Consider the following 15,934-nt stretch of genomic DNA (forward strand, 5'->3'; position numbering starts at 1 on the left):
CGCCTGTCGCAGATTGGCTTGAAGGAAGAATACCCAGGGACGACCAACCCGTTCCCGTGGATGAGCGAGATCATGGACTTGAAGAAAGAGAAAAACTTCTTCGAAACCCGTGTGATCGAGTATCAAACTGGTGGTGCGCTGAGCTGGGATTGATTCCTGAGCCAAGCAGCATCCAGAAGCCCTGACGTGTTCAGGGCTTTTTTATGCCCCGTGTTTGGCCATTTCTTGAAGCACATCGCACCAGGCACTTGGTTCAGAAGGGTTCGGATCGCACCAGCAATGCTGTAGCCTTGTGCCCCAATTGCCATCAGCGATTGATACGTGAGCAAACGCTTGCTGTCACAGCTGATGTACTCCAAAAAATACTAGATAGGATCGAGGCCAACCCGTGAACCCAGACATGCTCGAAGCCGGCCCCGCTGACGCCAAAGTACTTTCCGTCTTTGACTTCGACGGCACCCTGACCCACCACGACAGTTTTGTGCCGTTCCTCAAGTTTGCCTTTGGCAAGGCTGAATTCTGCCGGCGCATGGTGAAGCTCGCGGTGCCAGGGCTGCGGTTTTTGTTGCGGCTGACCAGCCGGGATGAGTTGAAGGCGCAGTTGATCCGCACCTTTATGACTGGCGTCGAGAAGGCTTGGGTGCAACAGCAGGCGCAGGCCTATTGCCAGGCGTATTGGAACAAGTTGATGCGCCCCAGCGGCTTGCAGTCGGTGGCGGATGAGTTGAAGTCTGGAGCGGTGGTGACACTGTGCTCGGCATCCCCGGCGCTGGTGTTGCAGCCGTTTGCCGATCGCCTGGGGATCAAGTTGATTGGCACCGAGCTTGAGGTGGTCGACGGGGTGTTGACCGGCAAGCTCACCGGGAATAATTGCCGGTGTGAAAACAAGGTGCTGCGCCTTGAAGCGGTGTATGGGGACCTGGGGGAATATCGGCTCAGGGCCTGGGGTGATACGCGCGGGGATCGGGAGTTGCTGGCGGCGGCGCAGGATGCGCATTTTCGGCATTTTCATGCGAAGAAAAAGCGGGCTCGGTTGCAGCGGTGATGCCAGTGGATAGGGTGGGCAAGAAGATTGAGTCGATCCCTTCGCAGCCTCGCTAGGGCTCGACAGCTCCCACATTTGATAGCTTCTGTTGCTGATATTTGGGTGAAATCCCGCTATTAATAGCGAAACCTCCCACGGACCCGAGCCCCATGAAATTCGACACGGCCTATAGCCTGAGTCTCGATGAAAAGCTGTCGATCTACGACGTACGAGACCTGAATTTCGACGAAACCGCGGATTTCGACTCCGACAAGGACCGCTTCCTCTGCCCCAACGATGAATGCCGTGCAGCCTTCGATTCGGGCAATGCGTTGAGCACCTTCAACGCAAAAAACGTCAACTACCAGCGCACGCCGCACTTCAAGAACAAGACCGGCACCCGGCATATCGACGGCTGCCGTTATGCCAGCACGCACAAGTCCGCATCCGGTGAAAGTGACGACGAGCGCGAGGACAATTTCCCATCGGAATTTGTGCTCGTTCGCCGTCAGTACGAGCGCAAAGCCCTCGTCGCTGGCGCTGAAGGAAACACCCCGCAAGATCCAACGAAAGTTCCTTCAAGCCGCAGCACTGTCGCCCACACAGGCATTGAGACCACCCCGGACAAAACCAGCGTGTTCGCCCACCCGGTGGAATGCTACGTGTCGAATATCGACGACAAGGACAAGCTTAAAAGCATGCCCTTGAAGATCGGCGACCATACCGCGACCTACTGGGCATTTTTCAAGAAGATCGAATACCTGCAAGACAACAAGGGCCTGATCTACTGGGGCAGGATCAAGGCGATCAAGGACTACACCAGCAGCTTTCGCATCGACTTCGAAAAGAAGGTGTGGCTCGACAAGAAGCCTTACTCGGTGAACGTCTACCTGAGTAAAAAACTGATCGAGAACTACCGCAAACGCAAAGCCTTCCTGGAGCAGATCAAGGCCGCAGCGGACAGTGAACAGCCGTTGTATTGCTTCTTTTACGGCGTGACACCGGAGCTGAAACAGGTGCCCAGCAAGAAGAATCCCGAACAGACGTTCGGGGTGTTCAGCGTCAACATCGAAAACCTCGACCACCTGATTATTCGGGAAGCGCCAGGGGTGGAATAACGACTCGCCGAGCCCATGAAAAAAATCCAGTTGATAGACGGTCAAAACAACTGTACAAAAACACAGTATAGTTTGCCCTCCCCCGTCAAACCCTGGAGAAACCCCATGTCCTCCCTGGCAATGAGCTCTTCTGTAGAACAGCAGATCGTCCTGCACCAATTCACCGCCAAGCACAGCGCACAGGCCCGCGCGATGCTGGGCTGGAGCCGCGAAGACCTGGCCCGCCAGGCAGGTGTGGCGCTGGAAGCAGTGCAACGCTTTGAAAGCCACGCCGACGTGGAGGATGAAACCCGCTTGATCCTGGCGTTTCGGTTGGAAGCGGAAGGGCTGGTGTTCTTCCCGGGGTTTGCACCGGGGTGGGGGATGAATGTGCGCAAGCCTTGCGCCCCTCCTACACAACCCGCCGAGCCAGGCATCATCTCGCGGCTGATGGGTTCCACAGCGACATCCGTTGACTCCTCAGCCCCTCAGCCCAATGGGGCATAGGATCCATCCGGATCAACCTGCAAACCTCATCGCACGAGTGTAAGCCGTGGCGACGGAGAGTCTGTCGTTGCAGCGGCAGCAGCCAACACATTGTTTTTGGCACCTACCGTACATCTGCCTAACACTCAAAGCACCGGTTTAAGCGCCACTTGAGCCGCCTGCTCATACCCATGTGCCACTGCGAGCAATGTGGCTTCGGACCTGTCGGTACCGAAAAAATATGCGCCAGTCGGCAGATTGTCATCATTCACTCCAGACGGGACAGTGATCCCTGCATACCCTGCTACTGCTACACCAAAGTAGATGTTGGTATCGAAGTCCGACACTATGGCGTCGAGATTTTCCTGTTTGATGGGGTCATCCACAGTGCGGCGAAAGTCCTCGATCAGTACGTCCCAATGCTCTTTGCGCTCTTGTGGGGTCAGGGTGGAGGCAACGATCTGCTTGAGCACCGGTTGGTGGTCCGTGCCGGAACCCTCCTCTTTGTCATTAAAGTCGATGAGTTTGGACAACGAGTTGTTCTTCAACCCCTGGCGACTGGCCAGGTAGGCATTCAGTTCTTCCTTCACGTCCGAGAGTAGCAACTCTTCATAGCGTGAAGCGTCTGCCAGGCGCAGGTTGAGCGGTATCAATACAGCGCCTTGCTCGCGAAGCACTTCCAGGGTTTTGCTGAATTGCGGGCTGTTCTCCACCGGCAGGTTTTCGCCATCCCTGGTAAACGTCGCGGGATAGCCGATACGTTTTCCCTTTAATGCGCCAGGCACCAGAAGTTTGGTGTAATCGATCCCAGGCGTTGTGCCCTGGCTTTCCGGGTCACCCGACATAGCGTTGAGCATCAACGCAACATCATGGACTGAACGAGCCATTGGGCCGGGCGTATCCTGGCGCTGGCTGGCCGGGATGATTCCATTGCGATCCAGCAAGCCAACACTGGGTTTAAGCCCCACGATGCCATTAAACGCCGCCGGCACGATGATTGATCCATTGGTTTCGGCGCCAACGGCCAAGGGCGCCAACCCCGCAGCAACCGCCGCGGCGGAGCCGGAACTGGAGCCGCCGACGTCGGCGTCCGGGTGATGTGGGTTGCGGGTTTGCCCACCGCGACTGCTCCAGCCATCGGGGCCACCGCGAAAACCGGCCAGTTCCGTCATATTGGTTTTGCCCAGGATCACCGCGCCCTGCTTGATCAAATACTCCACGAGTGTGGCATTCCTCCCGGCAGGTGCGCCCACCAGACCATTGGCGCCTGCACTGGTTTGCATGCCTGCGGTTTCAATAGTGTCCTTGAGTAAAACGGGAATGCCATGCAATGGCCCGCGCACCTTGCCACTGGCGCGCTCGCGATCCAACTCCCGCGCGCTCTCCAGTGCCTCGGGATTAAGCTCAATGACGGAGCGTAGTTGCGGATCAAGCCGACGAATACGCTCTTGCAGAAAACCGACCAGATCGACCGAGGTCAACCCACCCGGCCGGGCCATCTGCTCACCCAGTTCGCGGACACTCAAGAATGCCGTACCGGGGGGAAGCGCTTTTGAGCCCGCGGGGGACGAACCTGTCACCGGCTGCTGAAAAGCCTGCTGGACAAACGAATACACGCCGTACGCAATACCAATCATACGTGCCTCCTGAGGGCAGACTTGACGAAGGATCAGTGTCGATCCGTGCGTCAGTCTAAGTACCCCAGCGTCTCCCTGGCGTTAAGCCCCCTGCCACTTCAGCGGTGAGAAGAATCAACGCAACCTGTAGTTACCCTTGGCGCTCCGATAAGCCAGAAGCATGCTGTCGATACACCTGCACCAGGGTGTCCAGTGAGTCCCGCGACCACCTCGCGCCATAAAACCAGAGTTTCACTCCCCCCTCCAGCGGTACGCAGATACTGCTGTATCCACTTGCGCACGCCCCCCGAAACGCCCCGTCCCCCTCAACGGATACCAGGGCGTCAAGCCGATACCGGGTCACGAGATCATCGATGTCATTGCAGGCCTGCAAGGTGAACTCAAGAGACTCATCCGCGCGTTTCGCGTCCACCGCGACCCATTGCACACTGGCCTGGCGAAGGACTTCAAACACTTGACGCAAGGCGCTGCCCTGTTCGACGGGTTCAGCATGACCTGCGCGCACGTACCGACCGACATAACCGATGCGCCAACCCGCCAGTGCCCTCGAAGAAGTAAAGACGGTGTTGTTGAGCACCAGGGGAACTTCCACCATCACCGGTCCCGTCGGCTCGATGCCACTCAAGGCGATCAGTGACAACGAAGGATCCCGCACCGTTTTCACATGTGGGGCCAGCGCGTTGTATCCCGGGATACGCACTGCCCCCTCAGGGTGCGCGGCGCCGAAGACAATACCGGAGGGGTTGGTATTCTGGGTATTCACTAGGGGCAACACGGACTCATGCCCCCCGATTTCTGCGGAGGCCGAAGGCGCCAAGCCAAGCTGGCACGACATGCCTAAATGCCAGTTCTTCTCACAATCGCGTTCCATCAATACCTACCCCCGGACAATGACGTTGCCGGGATCATCGCACTCTCAACTGACACTTGTCGCAGGACTGAAACACTCTGAAAACTCCTTTTTTCCTGCACGCAGCCCTCAGCCAGCTGCCGCTTCGTATGCGCCCTGAGCCTCCACTTCCAGCCACCATGCATGCCCGCGTTCTGGCTGGTTCAAGCTGAACGCCTGGCCCATCGCCGGCGTGGTGATCGACACATTGCGCTCCCACGCCAGGGCCATGATGCGGTCGAAGGGTTCGTGCCAGGCATGGAACGCCAGGTCGAACGTGCCATTGTGGATCGGCAGCAACCAGCGGCCCTTGAGGTCGATATGCGCTTGCAGGGTTTGCTCCGGCTGCATGTGCACGTGGGGCCAATCGACGTTGTAAGCGCCTGTTTCCATCAGCGTCAGGTCAAACGGGCCGTATTGCGCGCCGATGCTTTTGAAGCCATCGAAGTAGCCGGTATCACCACTGAAGAAGATCCGCCGCGCACCGTCGATCATCACCCAGGAGCACCACAGGGTCTGGTTGCCGTCAAACAAACCACGCCCGGAAAAATGTTGTGCAGGCGTAGCGACAAAACGAATGCCGTCCACCTCAGTGCCCTGCCACCAATCCAGTTGCCGCACCTTGCCGGGATCGACGCCCCACTTGACCAGAATGTCGCCCACACCGAGCGGTGCCAGAAACCAGCGGGTCTTCTCCGCCAATTGGACGACAGCCTTGTGATCAAGATGGTCGTAATGATTGTGGGAAAGGATCACGGCCTCCAGCGGTGGCAGCTCGTCAAGGCTGATCGGCGGCTGATGGAAACGCTTGGGGCCCGCCCAACTGAACGGTGAGGCACGCTCGGCGAACACCGGGTCGGTGATCCAGAACTTGCCGCGCATTTTCAGCAGTACGGTGGAATGCCCTAGGCGAAACACGCTGTGATCAGGCGCGGCCAGCAGTTGCTCACGGGTCAGCGGTTGCACCGGGATCCTGCCCACCGGTCGCGTACTGCGCGGCTTGTTGAACAACATATTCCAGAAAATACGCAAGGTCTTGCCCAAGCCGCCGTGCTGCACGGGAGCGTCGTTGCTGAAGTGGCTCTGTTCCTGCTCGGCAGGTTTACGCGCCTTGGGCGAAGGGGCGACACGGGATGAGATCGTGGCCATTACCAGGTGACTCCTACGGGCCGCTGAAAAGTTACACTGCACAGTGTAGTTTCAAGATTGCAACAAAAGCCGGAACAAGTAAACTACCGAGTGTAATTTTCCCCAAAGAGCCGAACACCCGCCATGACTGCTCCTCAACGCCTCACCGACCGCAAACGCGAAGCCATCGTGGCCGCCGCCATCGCCGAGTTTCGCGCCAACGGTTTCGAGGTCACCAGCATGGACAAGATCGCCGCCACCGCCGGCGTTTCCAAGCGCACCGTGTACAACCACTTCCCGAGCAAGGAAGAACTGTTCGCCGAAATCCTTCACCAACTCTGGGCGAGCAGCGTTGCTCAACTGGACGTGGGTTATGCGAGCGACCGCCCGCTGCGCGAGCAATTGCGCGGGTTGCTGGAGGCGAAGATGAAGATGATGGCGGATGCCAACTTCCTCGACCTGGCCAGGGTCGCCATCGCCGCCACCATCCACTCGCCGGAACGTGCGCAAGACATGGTCACCCGCCTGAGCCAACGCGAAGAAGGTTTTACCCAGTGGGTCCGCGCCGCCCAGGAAGACGGCCGGCTCAGTTGCACCGACCCGGCCTTCGCCGCCCACCAGATCCAGAGCCTGCTCAAGGCGTTTGCGTTCTGGCCCCAGATCACCCTCGGCCAACCCACCCTCGACGCCGCCAGCCAGGCCAGCGTGATCGAGTCGGCCATCGACCTGTTCCTGGCCGGCTACGAAGCGCGCCCCGCCAAGCCGTTGTAAAACCTATCGTCGAAACGACATCGCGGGTCGTTTTTGACGCATTCGCCCTCTGTTTTGCGCAAATGGCCTGTAAGGCCACTGATTATTGCGTTGCAAATAACTGACAATAATCAACGAATTATCCGATCAACGGTGAAGCCGGGATCGCGCGCTGTTGCATCTGCAGAATTGAGCTGACTCAGAACTTATGGAAAACAGACAAGGCAAAGGGCTTTCGTTTGCCAAGCGTATCTACAAGCCAAGGATTATTGGCCTGGGCATCGGCAGCATCAGCGTCGCCGCCGCCCTTTACCCACTGGCCATGCCCGGCTGGGTCTGGGCGTTCCTGCTGTTCAACGGCTTTGCCTGGGCGCATGTGGCGTATCAGCTTTCAACCCGCGCCCAATTCCCCTACCAGGCCGAACAACGCAACCTGATCTACGACTCGCTTTTCGGCGGGTTCTGGGCGGCGGCCACCCAGTTCACACCCCTGACCGCCGTGACGATCCTGTCGATGATGGCCATGAACAACGTCGCCGCCGGTGGCAAGCGCCTGTTTCTGCGCGGCCTGCTGGCACAGGCCGTTGGTGTCGGTGTCGCATGGCTACTGTTCGGCGCCCGGTTCAACGCGGATGTCAGCCTGCTCCAGGTCTATGCCTGCCTGCCGATGTTGACCCTCTACCCCATGGCCATTGGCACCGTCTGCTATCAATTGGCGATAAAACTGTCAGAGCACAAGCGCGCCCTCAGCGCGCTGAGTCGCACCGACAGCCTCACCGGGCTGCTCAACCACGGCTCCTGGAAGGACCTGCTGCACATCAAGTTCCACAAGTGCCAGCAACAACAAAGCCACGCCAGCATCGCGCTGATCGACATCGACCACTTCAAACAGATCAATGACACCCACGGCCATATCGTCGGTGACGCTGTCCTGCGCCAGCTCAGCCTGGAACTGCGGCGCAACCTACGGGAAAACGACTTGGCCGGACGTTACGGTGGCGATGAGTTCTGTGTGATTCTTCCGCAAATGCCCTTGGAAGAAGCCGCGCAAGTGATGGAGCGCATGCGCGAGACATTCGGCAACTATCGCAACCCGCAGATCCCTGAATTGCGCGTGAGCCTGAGCATCGGCCTGGCCGACTTCCAGCCCGGCTTCAGCGACGCCGCCATGTGGCTCAACGCCGCGGATCGCGCGCTGTACGCCGCCAAAGCCACCGGGCGCAACCGGGTCAATATCAGCGCCTATCCCGTGGCCCATTCCGCCTAAGTTGTCCGACGACACCTCGTCTGAATTTTCTAGCCAGCGCCCGCGGCGATAGCATAATGCCTCCACTGGTCGCCTCCGGTGAAAAGTGCCAGCCCATGGCCGAACTTCTGACGCATCGCGCGACTCTGAAGCCCGTTGTTTAACCCCTGCTGTCAGCACCCGGAAGCTGACAATGAGCACGTCAACCGTAGCGTCAGGCACTCTACGGGGGCAGGCGACTTTGCATGGATAACCCCGAAGCTTGCTTGCCCGAGCACCCGAATATGCTATTCAACGCCCATAAAAAAACCATCAGCACCCTGCAACACACCGTCGCCCAACAGGCCAGCCTGCTCGACGCCATCGAACGCTCCATGGCAGTCATCGAGTTCGACCTGCAAGGCAACGTACTGCGGGCCAACGACAACTTCCTCAAGACCATGGGCTACCGCGCCGAACAGATCCTGGGCCAGTCCCACCGGCTGTTCTGCACGCCCGCCTTCGCCCGCAGCACCGAGTACAGCCAGCTGTGGACGAACCTGCGTAATGGTCAATTCCAATCAGGCACATTCGAACGCGTGGCAGGCACCGGCCAGTCAGTGTGGCTCGAAGCCAGCTACAACCCGGTACGTGACGAGGCCGGCCGCGTGCTCAAAGTGGTGAAATACGCCATGGACGTCACCCCGCGCATGCAGGCCGAAAGTGAAGCCAACGCCAAGCTGGACGCCATCGGCCGCGCCATGGCGGTGATCGAGTTCAACCTCGACGGCACCATCCTCACCGCCAATGCAAACTTCCTGCAGCGCATGGGTTACAGCCTCACCCAGATCCAGGGCCAGCATCACCGTCTGTTCTGCACACCGGAATTGGCCAACAGTTCAACCTACAGCGACTTCTGGCGACGCCTGAACCAGGGCGAGATGTTCAGCGGCCAGTTCGAGCGCGTGGACAAACAGGGCCACACCGTGTGGCTGGAAGCCAATTACAACCCGGTGTACGACGCCGGCGGGCGCCTGTGCAAAGTGGTCAAGTTCGCCTCCGACGTCACCGCCATGGTGCAACAACACAGCGCCGACGCAGCCAGCGCGGCCCAGGCGTATCACATCTCCCTGAATACCCGTGACATCGCGGAAAAAGGCGCCGAGGTGATTCAGCAAACCGCCAGCGGCATGCGGGAAATTGCCGCCGACATTGACGGCTCCTCCCAATTGATCGCCAAGCTCGGCGAGCGCTCACAGCAGATCACTGCCATCGTCAATACCATCCGTGGCATTGCCGACCAGACCAACCTGCTGGCACTGAACGCCGCCATCGAAGCCGCGCGTGCCGGCGAGCAGGGCCGGGGATTTGCCGTGGTGGCCGATGAAGTCCGTCAACTGGCCGCGCGCACCAGCGGCTCCACCACGGAAATTTCCAGCATGATCGCGATGATCCAGGACGAAACCCGCCAGGCCATCCACAGCATGGACGGCACCCGCGACCGCGCCGCGCAAGGCGTCGACCTGGCCAACCGTGCCGGCACGGTGATCCTGCAGACTCGTGAAGGCACCAGCGAGGCGGTACAGGCGGTGAGTGCGTTTGCTAATGAACGCGGCGGCAGCTGACCCGATCTTCATGCGTAGGGGCCGAGGGCTCGGTCTATAGTGATTGCCTGTCTCTATGTTGATGATCCGAGCCCGCCATGACCCCAGACAAACCCGAAGTCGACCACCTGCGTTTTCACCGCCCCCACGCCCACTTGGCGCCGACCTTTGGCAACGACACCTTTGCCCTCAAGGCCGAAGCCTTCGCGCGCTTCTTCGGCACGCCGACCTTCCTTGGCGCACAGACCGCCATCGTGGTGTTGTGGGTGGTGCTGAACATGACCGGCGTCACCCACTTTGACGTGTACCCGTTCATCCTGCTCAACCTGGCCTTCAGCCTGCAATCGGCCTACGCCGCGCCGTTGATCCTGCTGGCCCAGACGCGCCAGGCCGCGCGCGATAAAGCCCAGTCCGACGCCGACGCGCAACACCGCGAAGCCTTGGCCGTGGCCAACACCGAACGCCAGGCCCAAGCCGCGCAAACCACCAGGCAGTTGCTGGAACTGCTGGAGCAAAACACCCGGCTGACGGAAATGACCAAGCAACTGACCGAACGCATCGAAACACTGACGTGTGAAATGCATGAGCAGTTCGTACGCAAACCCCAATAACACCGATGCTCCCCTGTGGGAGCGGGCTTGCCCGCGATAGCGGTGTGTCAGCCGCTGAATCACCCACCTGACAGTCCGCTATCGCAGGCAAGCCAGCTCCCACACAAGCCAGCTCCCCCATTAGATTCATGTTGTGCGTAAGGCCTTGCCCAACTCATCAAACAACGTCACCACCGAGCGCAACGCCCGGCAATCGGGGCGGGTGAGCAGCCACAGCGCCGTATCATGCCCGGCCAACGCCGGCCCCAACGGTTGCAACCCGTCATCCAACAAGAAATCCGGCAACGCCGCCACGCCCAAGCCTGCACGCACCAACTCGGTGACCGACAACATGCTGTTGCAGCGGTAACCGAGGCGTACACCCGGCAAATGCTCGCGCCGCCAGACGACCGTCGGGTGATCCGGCAGGAAGTCGTCCGGCGCGATCCACGCCAATTCGGCCAGCTCACGCCCCGCGTGCTGGCGGGCATACGCCGGACTGGCGCAGACCTGATAGGCGACTTCACCCAGGCAGCGTCCTACAAGGTGCTCCGGCGGTGTCTTGGTCAGGCGCAGGGCAATATCCGCATCACGGCGGCTGAGGTTGGCGAAGTCATTCGAGGTACTCAGCTCCAGGGTCAGCGCCGGGTAACCCGGCATGAACTGCGCCAGCGCCGGCAGCAACAAACCTTGCAACACCGAGTCGGTACAGGTCAGGCGCACGGTGCCGCTGATCACTTCACCGCCCTGCTCCACACCAATGCGCGCCGCCTCCAGGGCTTGTTCGGCGCGCTCGGCCTGCTGCGCCAGGTCCCGGGCCAGGCTGTTGGGCAGGTAGCCCGTGCGGCTTTTTTCAAACAGCGTCTGGCCCAACGCTGCCTCCAGGCGCCGCACCGCGCGGAACACCGTGGACACATCCACACGCAATAACCCCGCCGCTCGCGCCAGGGTGCCACCGCGCACCAGGGCGAGGATCAGCGACAAGTCGGCGTGTTCGATTTGATAGTGCGTCGATGCATTGAACATATGGGTAAACGCCAATATTGATTGCGCAAACGCCAATCTATAGTGCGCCCCAGGACACCACAAGCCATGGGATGCACACGATGAAAAGCACGACGTTGAACCTCGCCCTGATCGGCGATTACAACCCTGAGGTGACCGCGCACCAGGCCATTCCCGTGGCGCTGCAACAGGCCGCCGACGCGCTCGGCCTGACGGTTCACCTGCACTGGCTCGATACCGATACGCGCCCGTCACTGCATGGTTTCGACGGTTTCTGGTGCGTGCCCGCCAGCCCCTACCGCGACATCGACGGCGCACTGCGGGCGATCCGTTTTGCCCGCGAGCAGCAGCGACCTTTCCTCGGCACCTGTGCCGGTTTTCAACACGCGCTGCTGGAATATGCGCGCAACGTATTGGGTTGGGCGGATGCCGAACATGGCGAGTTGGCGCCCGACGCCAAACGCGCCGTGATCGCACCTTTGAGCTGCGCGTTGGTGGAAGCGACCGATAGCGTGCGTTTGGTGCCCTACACCCGCATCGCCGAGGCTTACGGCTCGTTGGATCTGCACGAGGGCTACCGCTGCCGTTATGGCGCAAACCCCGAGTTTCTGCAGGCCTTGCTGGACGCAGACCTGATTCCCAGCGGCCACGACGCCTCCGGCGATCTGCGCGCGGTGGAATTGCTCGACCACCCGTTCTTCGTCGCCACCCTGTTCCAACCCGAACGCGCCGCGCTCAAGGGCATCACCCCGCCGCTGGCCGTGGCCTTGCTCAAGGCTTGCCAGGCGGTGTCGGCATGATCGCCCACACACCCGCCCCGCCCTACTACGCAGTGATTTTCAGCTCGCAGCGCACCGCGGGTGACCACGGCTACGGCGAGGCCGCCACGCGCATGTTGGAACTGGCGCGTGAACAGCCGGGGTTTCTCGGGGTGGAATCGGCGCGGGAGGACGGGCTGGGGATTACCGTGTCGTATTGGGAAAGCGAAGCGGCGATCCTCGCGTGGAAGCGGCACGCGGAGCACCAGGCGGTGCGCGAGCAAGGGCGGGTCCGTTGGTATTCAGCGTTCCAGACACGGGTATGCAAAGTCGAACGGGCCTACACATTCCAGAACTGAAATGCCGCCCCCTGTGGGAGCTGGCTTGCCTGCGATGGCTGTAGTGAATTCAACACTGTCATCGCAGGCAAGCCAGCTCCCACATTGGGTTCTCTATAACATCACAAATGTGTGGTGACTTAGCTGACCAGACTGCGCAACGCACTGATCTGCGGAACTTCCACCCGACGCATATACACCCGCAGCGGCTCGCTGATGTTGATGCGGTCGTCGATATTCTGGTCCAGCAGCAACTGGATACGCTCGCGCGACAAGGTCATGGTGTCATCCGTGGCCGGCAGCCAGACAAATTCGGCGGTGGGGATGATGCCGTCGTCGGCCACGTCCATGCCGAAGGAGTCCTCGCTGAAACGCACGATGTATTGGCCGGTCTTGCGGTTTAGGCCAACAAAGCCGTGGAGTTGGTCGGCGGCCTGGCAGATAAGCTCGGAAGTGATGCGCATGGTAAACCTCACTGAAAAGTCCCACAGGGACTGGAAAGATGGTTTACACGCGTGGCAGAAATTGCAGCCCTCTAATGGGGCAGCTTCGCACAAGATTACTGCAATGCTCCACAAAAAAACCGAGAAAATTGACGCCCACGCACGTTAATGTCGGTTTGGTGATAGCGCCATTCGCAATCAATTGTTAAAAAGGAGGCCTTCTAAAAGCTACCTCCTCGAAAGGACTTCGCATATGCCTGTCACGTTTACCAAGAGCGCCCTGCTGCTCGCACTCATGCTGGGCCTTGGCCAGGCACAGGCTGCGGGCCCCATCAGCCCGGCTGAATTGGCAACCAACGAAGGCATTCCCTACCCGGCGGTCATCGCCCACCGTGGCGCGTCCTACGACGCCCCCGAATCCACTGCTGCCGCCTACAAGGTCGCCCGCGACCTGGGTGCCGACTACCTGGAAATGGACCTGCAGCGTAGCAAGGACGGCGTGCTGTTCGCCCTGCACGACAACAACCTGCAGCGCACCACCGACGTGGCCACCAAGTTCCCCGAGCGCAAAGACGCGCCGGCCAACGAATTCACCTGGAAAGAACTGCAAACCCTCGACGCCGGCAGCTGGTTCAACGCCGCCTACCCCGAGCGTGCGCGCCCGGGTTTTGTCGGCCTGAAAATCCTCAGCCTGGACGACATCATCAAGATCGCCGAGGGCAACCCGCAGCACAAACCCGGCCTGTACATCGAGACCAAGGAGCCCAAGCAATTCCCGGGCATCGAAGCCGACCTGAAAAACAAGCTGCTGGATAAGGGCTGGTTGAGCTCCGCCGGTTCCAAGCTGGGCAAGAGCAACACCGGCGTCGGCCAGGGCAAGGGCCGCGTGGTGCTGCAAACCTTCGAAAAATCCAGCCTGGTCGAGCTGCAGAAAGAAATGCCGAACACCCCGAAGATCCTGCTGTTGTGGGTCGGTGAAGGCAGCATCGAGCCAAAATCCACGCAGACCTTCGCCGAGTCCGGCGAAACCACCAAGGCCGCCTACTACGCCAAGCAAGAGCCGAAAGACGCCGCCGAGTTCGAGAAGTGGGTAGACGAAGCCAAGAGCCTGGGCGCCATCGGCACCGGTCCTTCGGCGGAGCTGACCGCTCACGGCGATCAAAGCTATTCGGACCTGGTCAAGCCTGAGATGAACGCGCTGACCCACGACAAAGGCCTGCTGGTGCACGTCTACACCGTCGATGAGCCGGTGGACTTCGACAAAGTGATGAAGGCCGGCGTCGATGGCATCTTCACCAACCGCGCCGCCGAACTGTTGAAGTTCTACAAGCGCTGGCCGTCGTCCAGCGTGCAAGACCTGCTGAACGACTATAAGTACTGAGTGAAGGCCGAATGGTCGGGCCGCTTGTGGTTGGGCCGTGACTACGGCCTGATCCTCGGCGAGCTGGGGCGCACCGCGCCCCATGCGCACTACGCGCATCAGTTGATGTGCAGCAAGGGCTCACCGATCACGGTCAGTCTGGAGGGCCAGGTCCTCACGGCCCATCGCCTGTTCATTCCTTCGCGACACACCCACGCCATTCTTGAAACACAGGGCGAGGTCACGGTGTTGTATGCCGAACCTGCCGTGTTTGATCTCGCCCCGTTGCTGCACGCGGACTTGTCCCTGGACGCCTTGCGCCAACTGCCCCGGCGCAGCCTGGATGACCCGCGCCTGGAACGCGCCCTCAGCGCCCTGGATCAACAGCTGGGCGGCAAGGTGTCGGCCCAGGTGTTGGCCGAGGCGGCGCACCTGTCGCTCAGCCAGTTGGAGCGCCTGTTCAGCCATCGCCTCGGTGTACCCGTGCGCCGCCTGGTGCTGTGGCGACGCTTGCGTGTCGCCCTGCAATTGGCCCTCGCCGGCAACACGCTGACCCAAGCCGCACACGGCGCGGGGTTTGCCGATTCGGCGCATTTTTCGCGGACCATGAAGCAGTTGTTCGGCGTCACGGCGGCGGCGTCATTGCGCCAGCTGGACGTGCGACTGCTACCGTAGCGCGTCGGGCAACGGCGGCTCCTTGCCGGTACGTACCGGCATGAACGGGTCACGCAATTGCGCGCCATAGTCCACCGGAAAATCCGGCCGGCTGCCAATGCCCAAATCCCCCGGGCCCATGCGGTAGTCATCGCGGTAAAACGCCGTGCCCAGCAGCCAGTCCCACAGGTTGAAAAACAAGCCGAAATTCACATCCCCGGCGCGCCCGTATTTCATATGGTGAAAGCGATGCACCGGCGCCCAGGCGAACACCCAGCGCAACGGCCCCAGGCGCATGTCGACGTTGGAATGCTGCAACAGCAACTGCACGGCAATCGCCAGCGCCAGCAACAGGGCCACGTCCAGGGGAATGCCCAGCAGGACCAGCGGCAGCAAGCCTGCGGTGGCTTCAAGCATTTGATGCAAGGGATGCTTCATCAGGCCGTTGAAACCATAGAGGCGCTGCACGCTGTGGTGCACCGCATGCAAACGCCACAACGGCGCGATGCGATGGCTGGCGTAGTGCATCAGGGTGATGCCCGCATCGGCCAGCACGATGGCCATCAGCAGCTGCTGCCACAACGGCCAGCCACGCGGCCAGATGCCGTCGAACGCCAACAACGCCGTAAGCCCCGGCAGGATCAACAGGCCCAGGGCGTTGAGGCTTTCGTTGACCAGCGCATGCAAGGTGTCGCGGCGGCGATCGCCCAGGCTGCGATTCCACTGCGGTTCGTAGGGCAACCACTGCTCCGCGAGGAACGACACCGCCACCGCCGTGGCAAATATCAACAGCAGCCACTGCGGCTGGCAGAGCGCCCAGCCGATAAAGCCCAGCAGAAATGCCGGCGCATAGATCCAACTGACTAACCGTTTCATCCGAGTCTCCCTTCAAGTGAGGACCCAGCATGAAATCCCGCGCGCCCGGCGGCTTGAACAAACTGCGCAA

Annotated in this window: 16 protein-coding genes and 4 pseudogenes; 14 read left to right on the top strand and 6 right to left on the bottom strand. The window is 60.5% G+C overall.

Features of this window, described 5'->3' with window-relative positions; all coding sequences use genetic code 11:
• From B348_RS1000000131050 to B348_RS0115990, 5 genes and pseudogenes are all read left to right on the top strand, one after another.
• Positions 1-153, top strand: a pseudogene (locus tag B348_RS1000000131050) (ribonucleotide-diphosphate reductase subunit beta); the annotation flags it as partial.
• Positions 154-218: 65 nt separating this feature from the next.
• Positions 219-392: pseudogene (locus B348_RS1000000132220) on the top strand (HNH endonuclease); the annotation flags it as partial.
• 8 nt (positions 393-400) lie between these two features.
• On the top strand, positions 401-1,045 hold the full coding sequence (locus B348_RS0115980) for an HAD-IB family hydrolase (protein ID WP_017737079.1): 645 nt from the start codon (positions 401-403) through the stop codon (positions 1,043-1,045).
• Between the two features lie 149 nt (positions 1,046-1,194).
• Positions 1,195-2,142, top strand: coding sequence for a hypothetical protein (locus tag B348_RS0115985; protein WP_017737080.1), 948 nt, complete (start codon positions 1,195-1,197; stop codon positions 2,140-2,142).
• Between the two features lie 105 nt (positions 2,143-2,247).
• Positions 2,248-2,628, top strand: coding sequence for a helix-turn-helix transcriptional regulator (locus B348_RS0115990; RefSeq protein ID WP_017737081.1), 381 nt, complete (start codon positions 2,248-2,250; stop codon positions 2,626-2,628).
• A 125-nt stretch (positions 2,629-2,753) separates the two neighbouring features.
• Here the strand turns inward: B348_RS0115990 and B348_RS0115995 are convergent, their stop codons facing one another.
• The 3 genes from B348_RS0115995 to B348_RS0116005 all read right to left on the bottom strand — a co-directional run bounded on the left by B348_RS0115995 (position 2,754) and on the right by B348_RS0116005 (position 6,282).
• Positions 2,754-4,244: an amidase family protein gene (locus B348_RS0115995; RefSeq protein WP_017737082.1), complete on the bottom strand. Its 1,491-nt coding sequence runs from the start codon at positions 4,242-4,244 to the stop codon at positions 2,754-2,756.
• 130 nt (positions 4,245-4,374) lie between these two features.
• Entirely contained in the window at positions 4,375-5,115 is a 741-nt protein-coding gene (locus B348_RS01000000130080) for a hypothetical protein (protein WP_157356514.1), read from the bottom strand.
• Between the two features lie 108 nt (positions 5,116-5,223).
• Entirely contained in the window at positions 5,224-6,282 is a 1,059-nt protein-coding gene (locus B348_RS0116005; protein WP_017737084.1) for an MBL fold metallo-hydrolase, read from the bottom strand.
• A gap of 123 nt (positions 6,283-6,405) precedes the next feature.
• Between B348_RS0116005 and B348_RS0116010 the strand changes: the two genes are divergently transcribed.
• The 5 genes and pseudogenes from B348_RS0116010 (at position 6,406) to B348_RS0116025 (ending at position 10,451) form a co-directional block, all read left to right on the top strand.
• On the top strand, positions 6,406-7,032 hold the full coding sequence (locus B348_RS0116010; protein ID WP_017737085.1) for a TetR/AcrR family transcriptional regulator: 627 nt from the start codon (positions 6,406-6,408) through the stop codon (positions 7,030-7,032).
• A 187-nt stretch (positions 7,033-7,219) separates the two neighbouring features.
• The gene (locus tag B348_RS0116015) at positions 7,220-8,278 is read left to right on the top strand and encodes a diguanylate cyclase (RefSeq protein WP_017737086.1); all 1,059 of its coding nucleotides are present in this window, start codon (positions 7,220-7,222) and stop codon (positions 8,276-8,278) included.
• A gap of 263 nt (positions 8,279-8,541) precedes the next feature.
• A pseudogene (locus tag B348_RS1000000132225) lies at positions 8,542-9,309 on the top strand (PAS domain-containing protein); the annotation flags it as partial.
• A gap of 117 nt (positions 9,310-9,426) precedes the next feature.
• Positions 9,427-9,861: pseudogene (locus B348_RS1000000132230) on the top strand (methyl-accepting chemotaxis protein); the annotation flags it as partial.
• Positions 9,862-9,938: 77 nt separating this feature from the next.
• Positions 9,939-10,451: a DUF1003 domain-containing protein gene (locus tag B348_RS0116025; protein ID WP_017737088.1), complete on the top strand. Its 513-nt coding sequence runs from the start codon at positions 9,939-9,941 to the stop codon at positions 10,449-10,451.
• Between the two features lie 126 nt (positions 10,452-10,577).
• Here B348_RS0116025 and B348_RS0116030 read toward each other — a convergent pair whose 3' ends face one another.
• Complete coding sequence (locus B348_RS0116030; protein ID WP_017737089.1) at positions 10,578-11,456, bottom strand: LysR family transcriptional regulator; 879 nt, start codon at positions 11,454-11,456, stop codon at positions 10,578-10,580.
• Between the two features lie 80 nt (positions 11,457-11,536).
• Between B348_RS0116030 and B348_RS0116035 the strand changes: the two genes are divergently transcribed.
• Both B348_RS0116035 and B348_RS0116040 read left to right on the top strand, forming a co-directional pair.
• Complete coding sequence (locus tag B348_RS0116035) at positions 11,537-12,235, top strand: CTP synthase (RefSeq protein WP_017737090.1); 699 nt, start codon at positions 11,537-11,539, stop codon at positions 12,233-12,235.
• A complete protein-coding gene (locus tag B348_RS0116040) occupies positions 12,232-12,552 on the top strand; it encodes an antibiotic biosynthesis monooxygenase (protein WP_017737091.1) in 321 nt (106 codons plus the stop codon). The genes B348_RS0116035 and B348_RS0116040 overlap by 4 nt, the downstream gene beginning before the upstream one ends.
• Positions 12,553-12,671: 119 nt before the next feature.
• Here the strand turns inward: B348_RS0116040 and B348_RS0116045 are convergent, their stop codons facing one another.
• Positions 12,672-12,995, bottom strand: coding sequence for a DUF2025 family protein (locus B348_RS0116045; RefSeq protein ID WP_017737092.1), 324 nt, complete (start codon positions 12,993-12,995; stop codon positions 12,672-12,674).
• Between the two features lie 232 nt (positions 12,996-13,227).
• Between B348_RS0116045 and B348_RS0116055 the strand changes: the two genes are divergently transcribed.
• Complete coding sequence (locus tag B348_RS0116055; RefSeq protein WP_017737094.1) at positions 13,228-14,355, top strand: glycerophosphodiester phosphodiesterase family protein; 1,128 nt, start codon at positions 13,228-13,230, stop codon at positions 14,353-14,355.
• Positions 14,356-15,009: a helix-turn-helix domain-containing protein gene (locus B348_RS0116060; RefSeq protein ID WP_017737095.1), complete on the top strand. Its 654-nt coding sequence runs from the start codon at positions 14,356-14,358 to the stop codon at positions 15,007-15,009. It abuts the gene before it with no gap.
• On the opposite strand, the gene B348_RS0116065 is transcribed toward B348_RS0116060, so the two are convergent.
• The gene (locus B348_RS0116065; protein ID WP_017737096.1) at positions 15,001-15,864 is read right to left on the bottom strand and encodes a sterol desaturase family protein; all 864 of its coding nucleotides are present in this window, start codon (positions 15,862-15,864) and stop codon (positions 15,001-15,003) included. The genes B348_RS0116060 and B348_RS0116065 overlap by 9 nt on opposite strands.
• Positions 15,865-15,934 lie beyond the last annotated feature (70 nt).

Source organism: Pseudomonas sp. CBZ-4 (genome assembly GCF_000346755.1).
GTDB lineage: Bacteria > Pseudomonadota > Gammaproteobacteria > Pseudomonadales > Pseudomonadaceae > Aquipseudomonas.

Excerpts from the sequence above, each read along its gene's own strand:
- B348_RS0115980 (WP_017737079.1), top strand. The coding sequence starts at position 401 with ATGCTCGAAGCCGGCCCCGCTGACGCCAAAGTACTTTCCGTCTTTGAC.
- B348_RS0115985 (WP_017737080.1), top strand. The coding sequence starts at position 1,195 with ATGAAATTCGACACGGCCTATAGCCTGAGTCTCGATGAAAAGCTGTCG.
- B348_RS0115990 (WP_017737081.1), top strand. The coding sequence starts at position 2,248 with ATGTCCTCCCTGGCAATGAGCTCTTCTGTAGAACAGCAGATCGTCCTG.
- B348_RS0115995 (WP_017737082.1), bottom strand. The coding sequence starts at position 4,244 with ATGATTGGTATTGCGTACGGCGTGTATTCGTTTGTCCAGCAGGCTTTT.
- B348_RS01000000130080 (WP_157356514.1), bottom strand. The coding sequence starts at position 5,115 with ATGGAACGCGATTGTGAGAAGAACTGGCATTTAGGCATGTCGTGCCAG.
- B348_RS0116005 (WP_017737084.1), bottom strand. The coding sequence starts at position 6,282 with ATGGCCACGATCTCATCCCGTGTCGCCCCTTCGCCCAAGGCGCGTAAA.
- B348_RS0116010 (WP_017737085.1), top strand. The coding sequence starts at position 6,406 with ATGACTGCTCCTCAACGCCTCACCGACCGCAAACGCGAAGCCATCGTG.
- B348_RS0116015 (WP_017737086.1), top strand. The coding sequence starts at position 7,220 with ATGGAAAACAGACAAGGCAAAGGGCTTTCGTTTGCCAAGCGTATCTAC.
- B348_RS0116025 (WP_017737088.1), top strand. The coding sequence starts at position 9,939 with ATGACCCCAGACAAACCCGAAGTCGACCACCTGCGTTTTCACCGCCCC.
- B348_RS0116030 (WP_017737089.1), bottom strand. The coding sequence starts at position 11,456 with ATGTTCAATGCATCGACGCACTATCAAATCGAACACGCCGACTTGTCG.
- B348_RS0116035 (WP_017737090.1), top strand. The coding sequence starts at position 11,537 with ATGAAAAGCACGACGTTGAACCTCGCCCTGATCGGCGATTACAACCCT.
- B348_RS0116040 (WP_017737091.1), top strand. The coding sequence starts at position 12,232 with ATGATCGCCCACACACCCGCCCCGCCCTACTACGCAGTGATTTTCAGC.
- B348_RS0116045 (WP_017737092.1), bottom strand. The coding sequence starts at position 12,995 with ATGCGCATCACTTCCGAGCTTATCTGCCAGGCCGCCGACCAACTCCAC.
- B348_RS0116055 (WP_017737094.1), top strand. The coding sequence starts at position 13,228 with ATGCCTGTCACGTTTACCAAGAGCGCCCTGCTGCTCGCACTCATGCTG.
- B348_RS0116065 (WP_017737096.1), bottom strand. The coding sequence starts at position 15,864 with ATGAAACGGTTAGTCAGTTGGATCTATGCGCCGGCATTTCTGCTGGGC.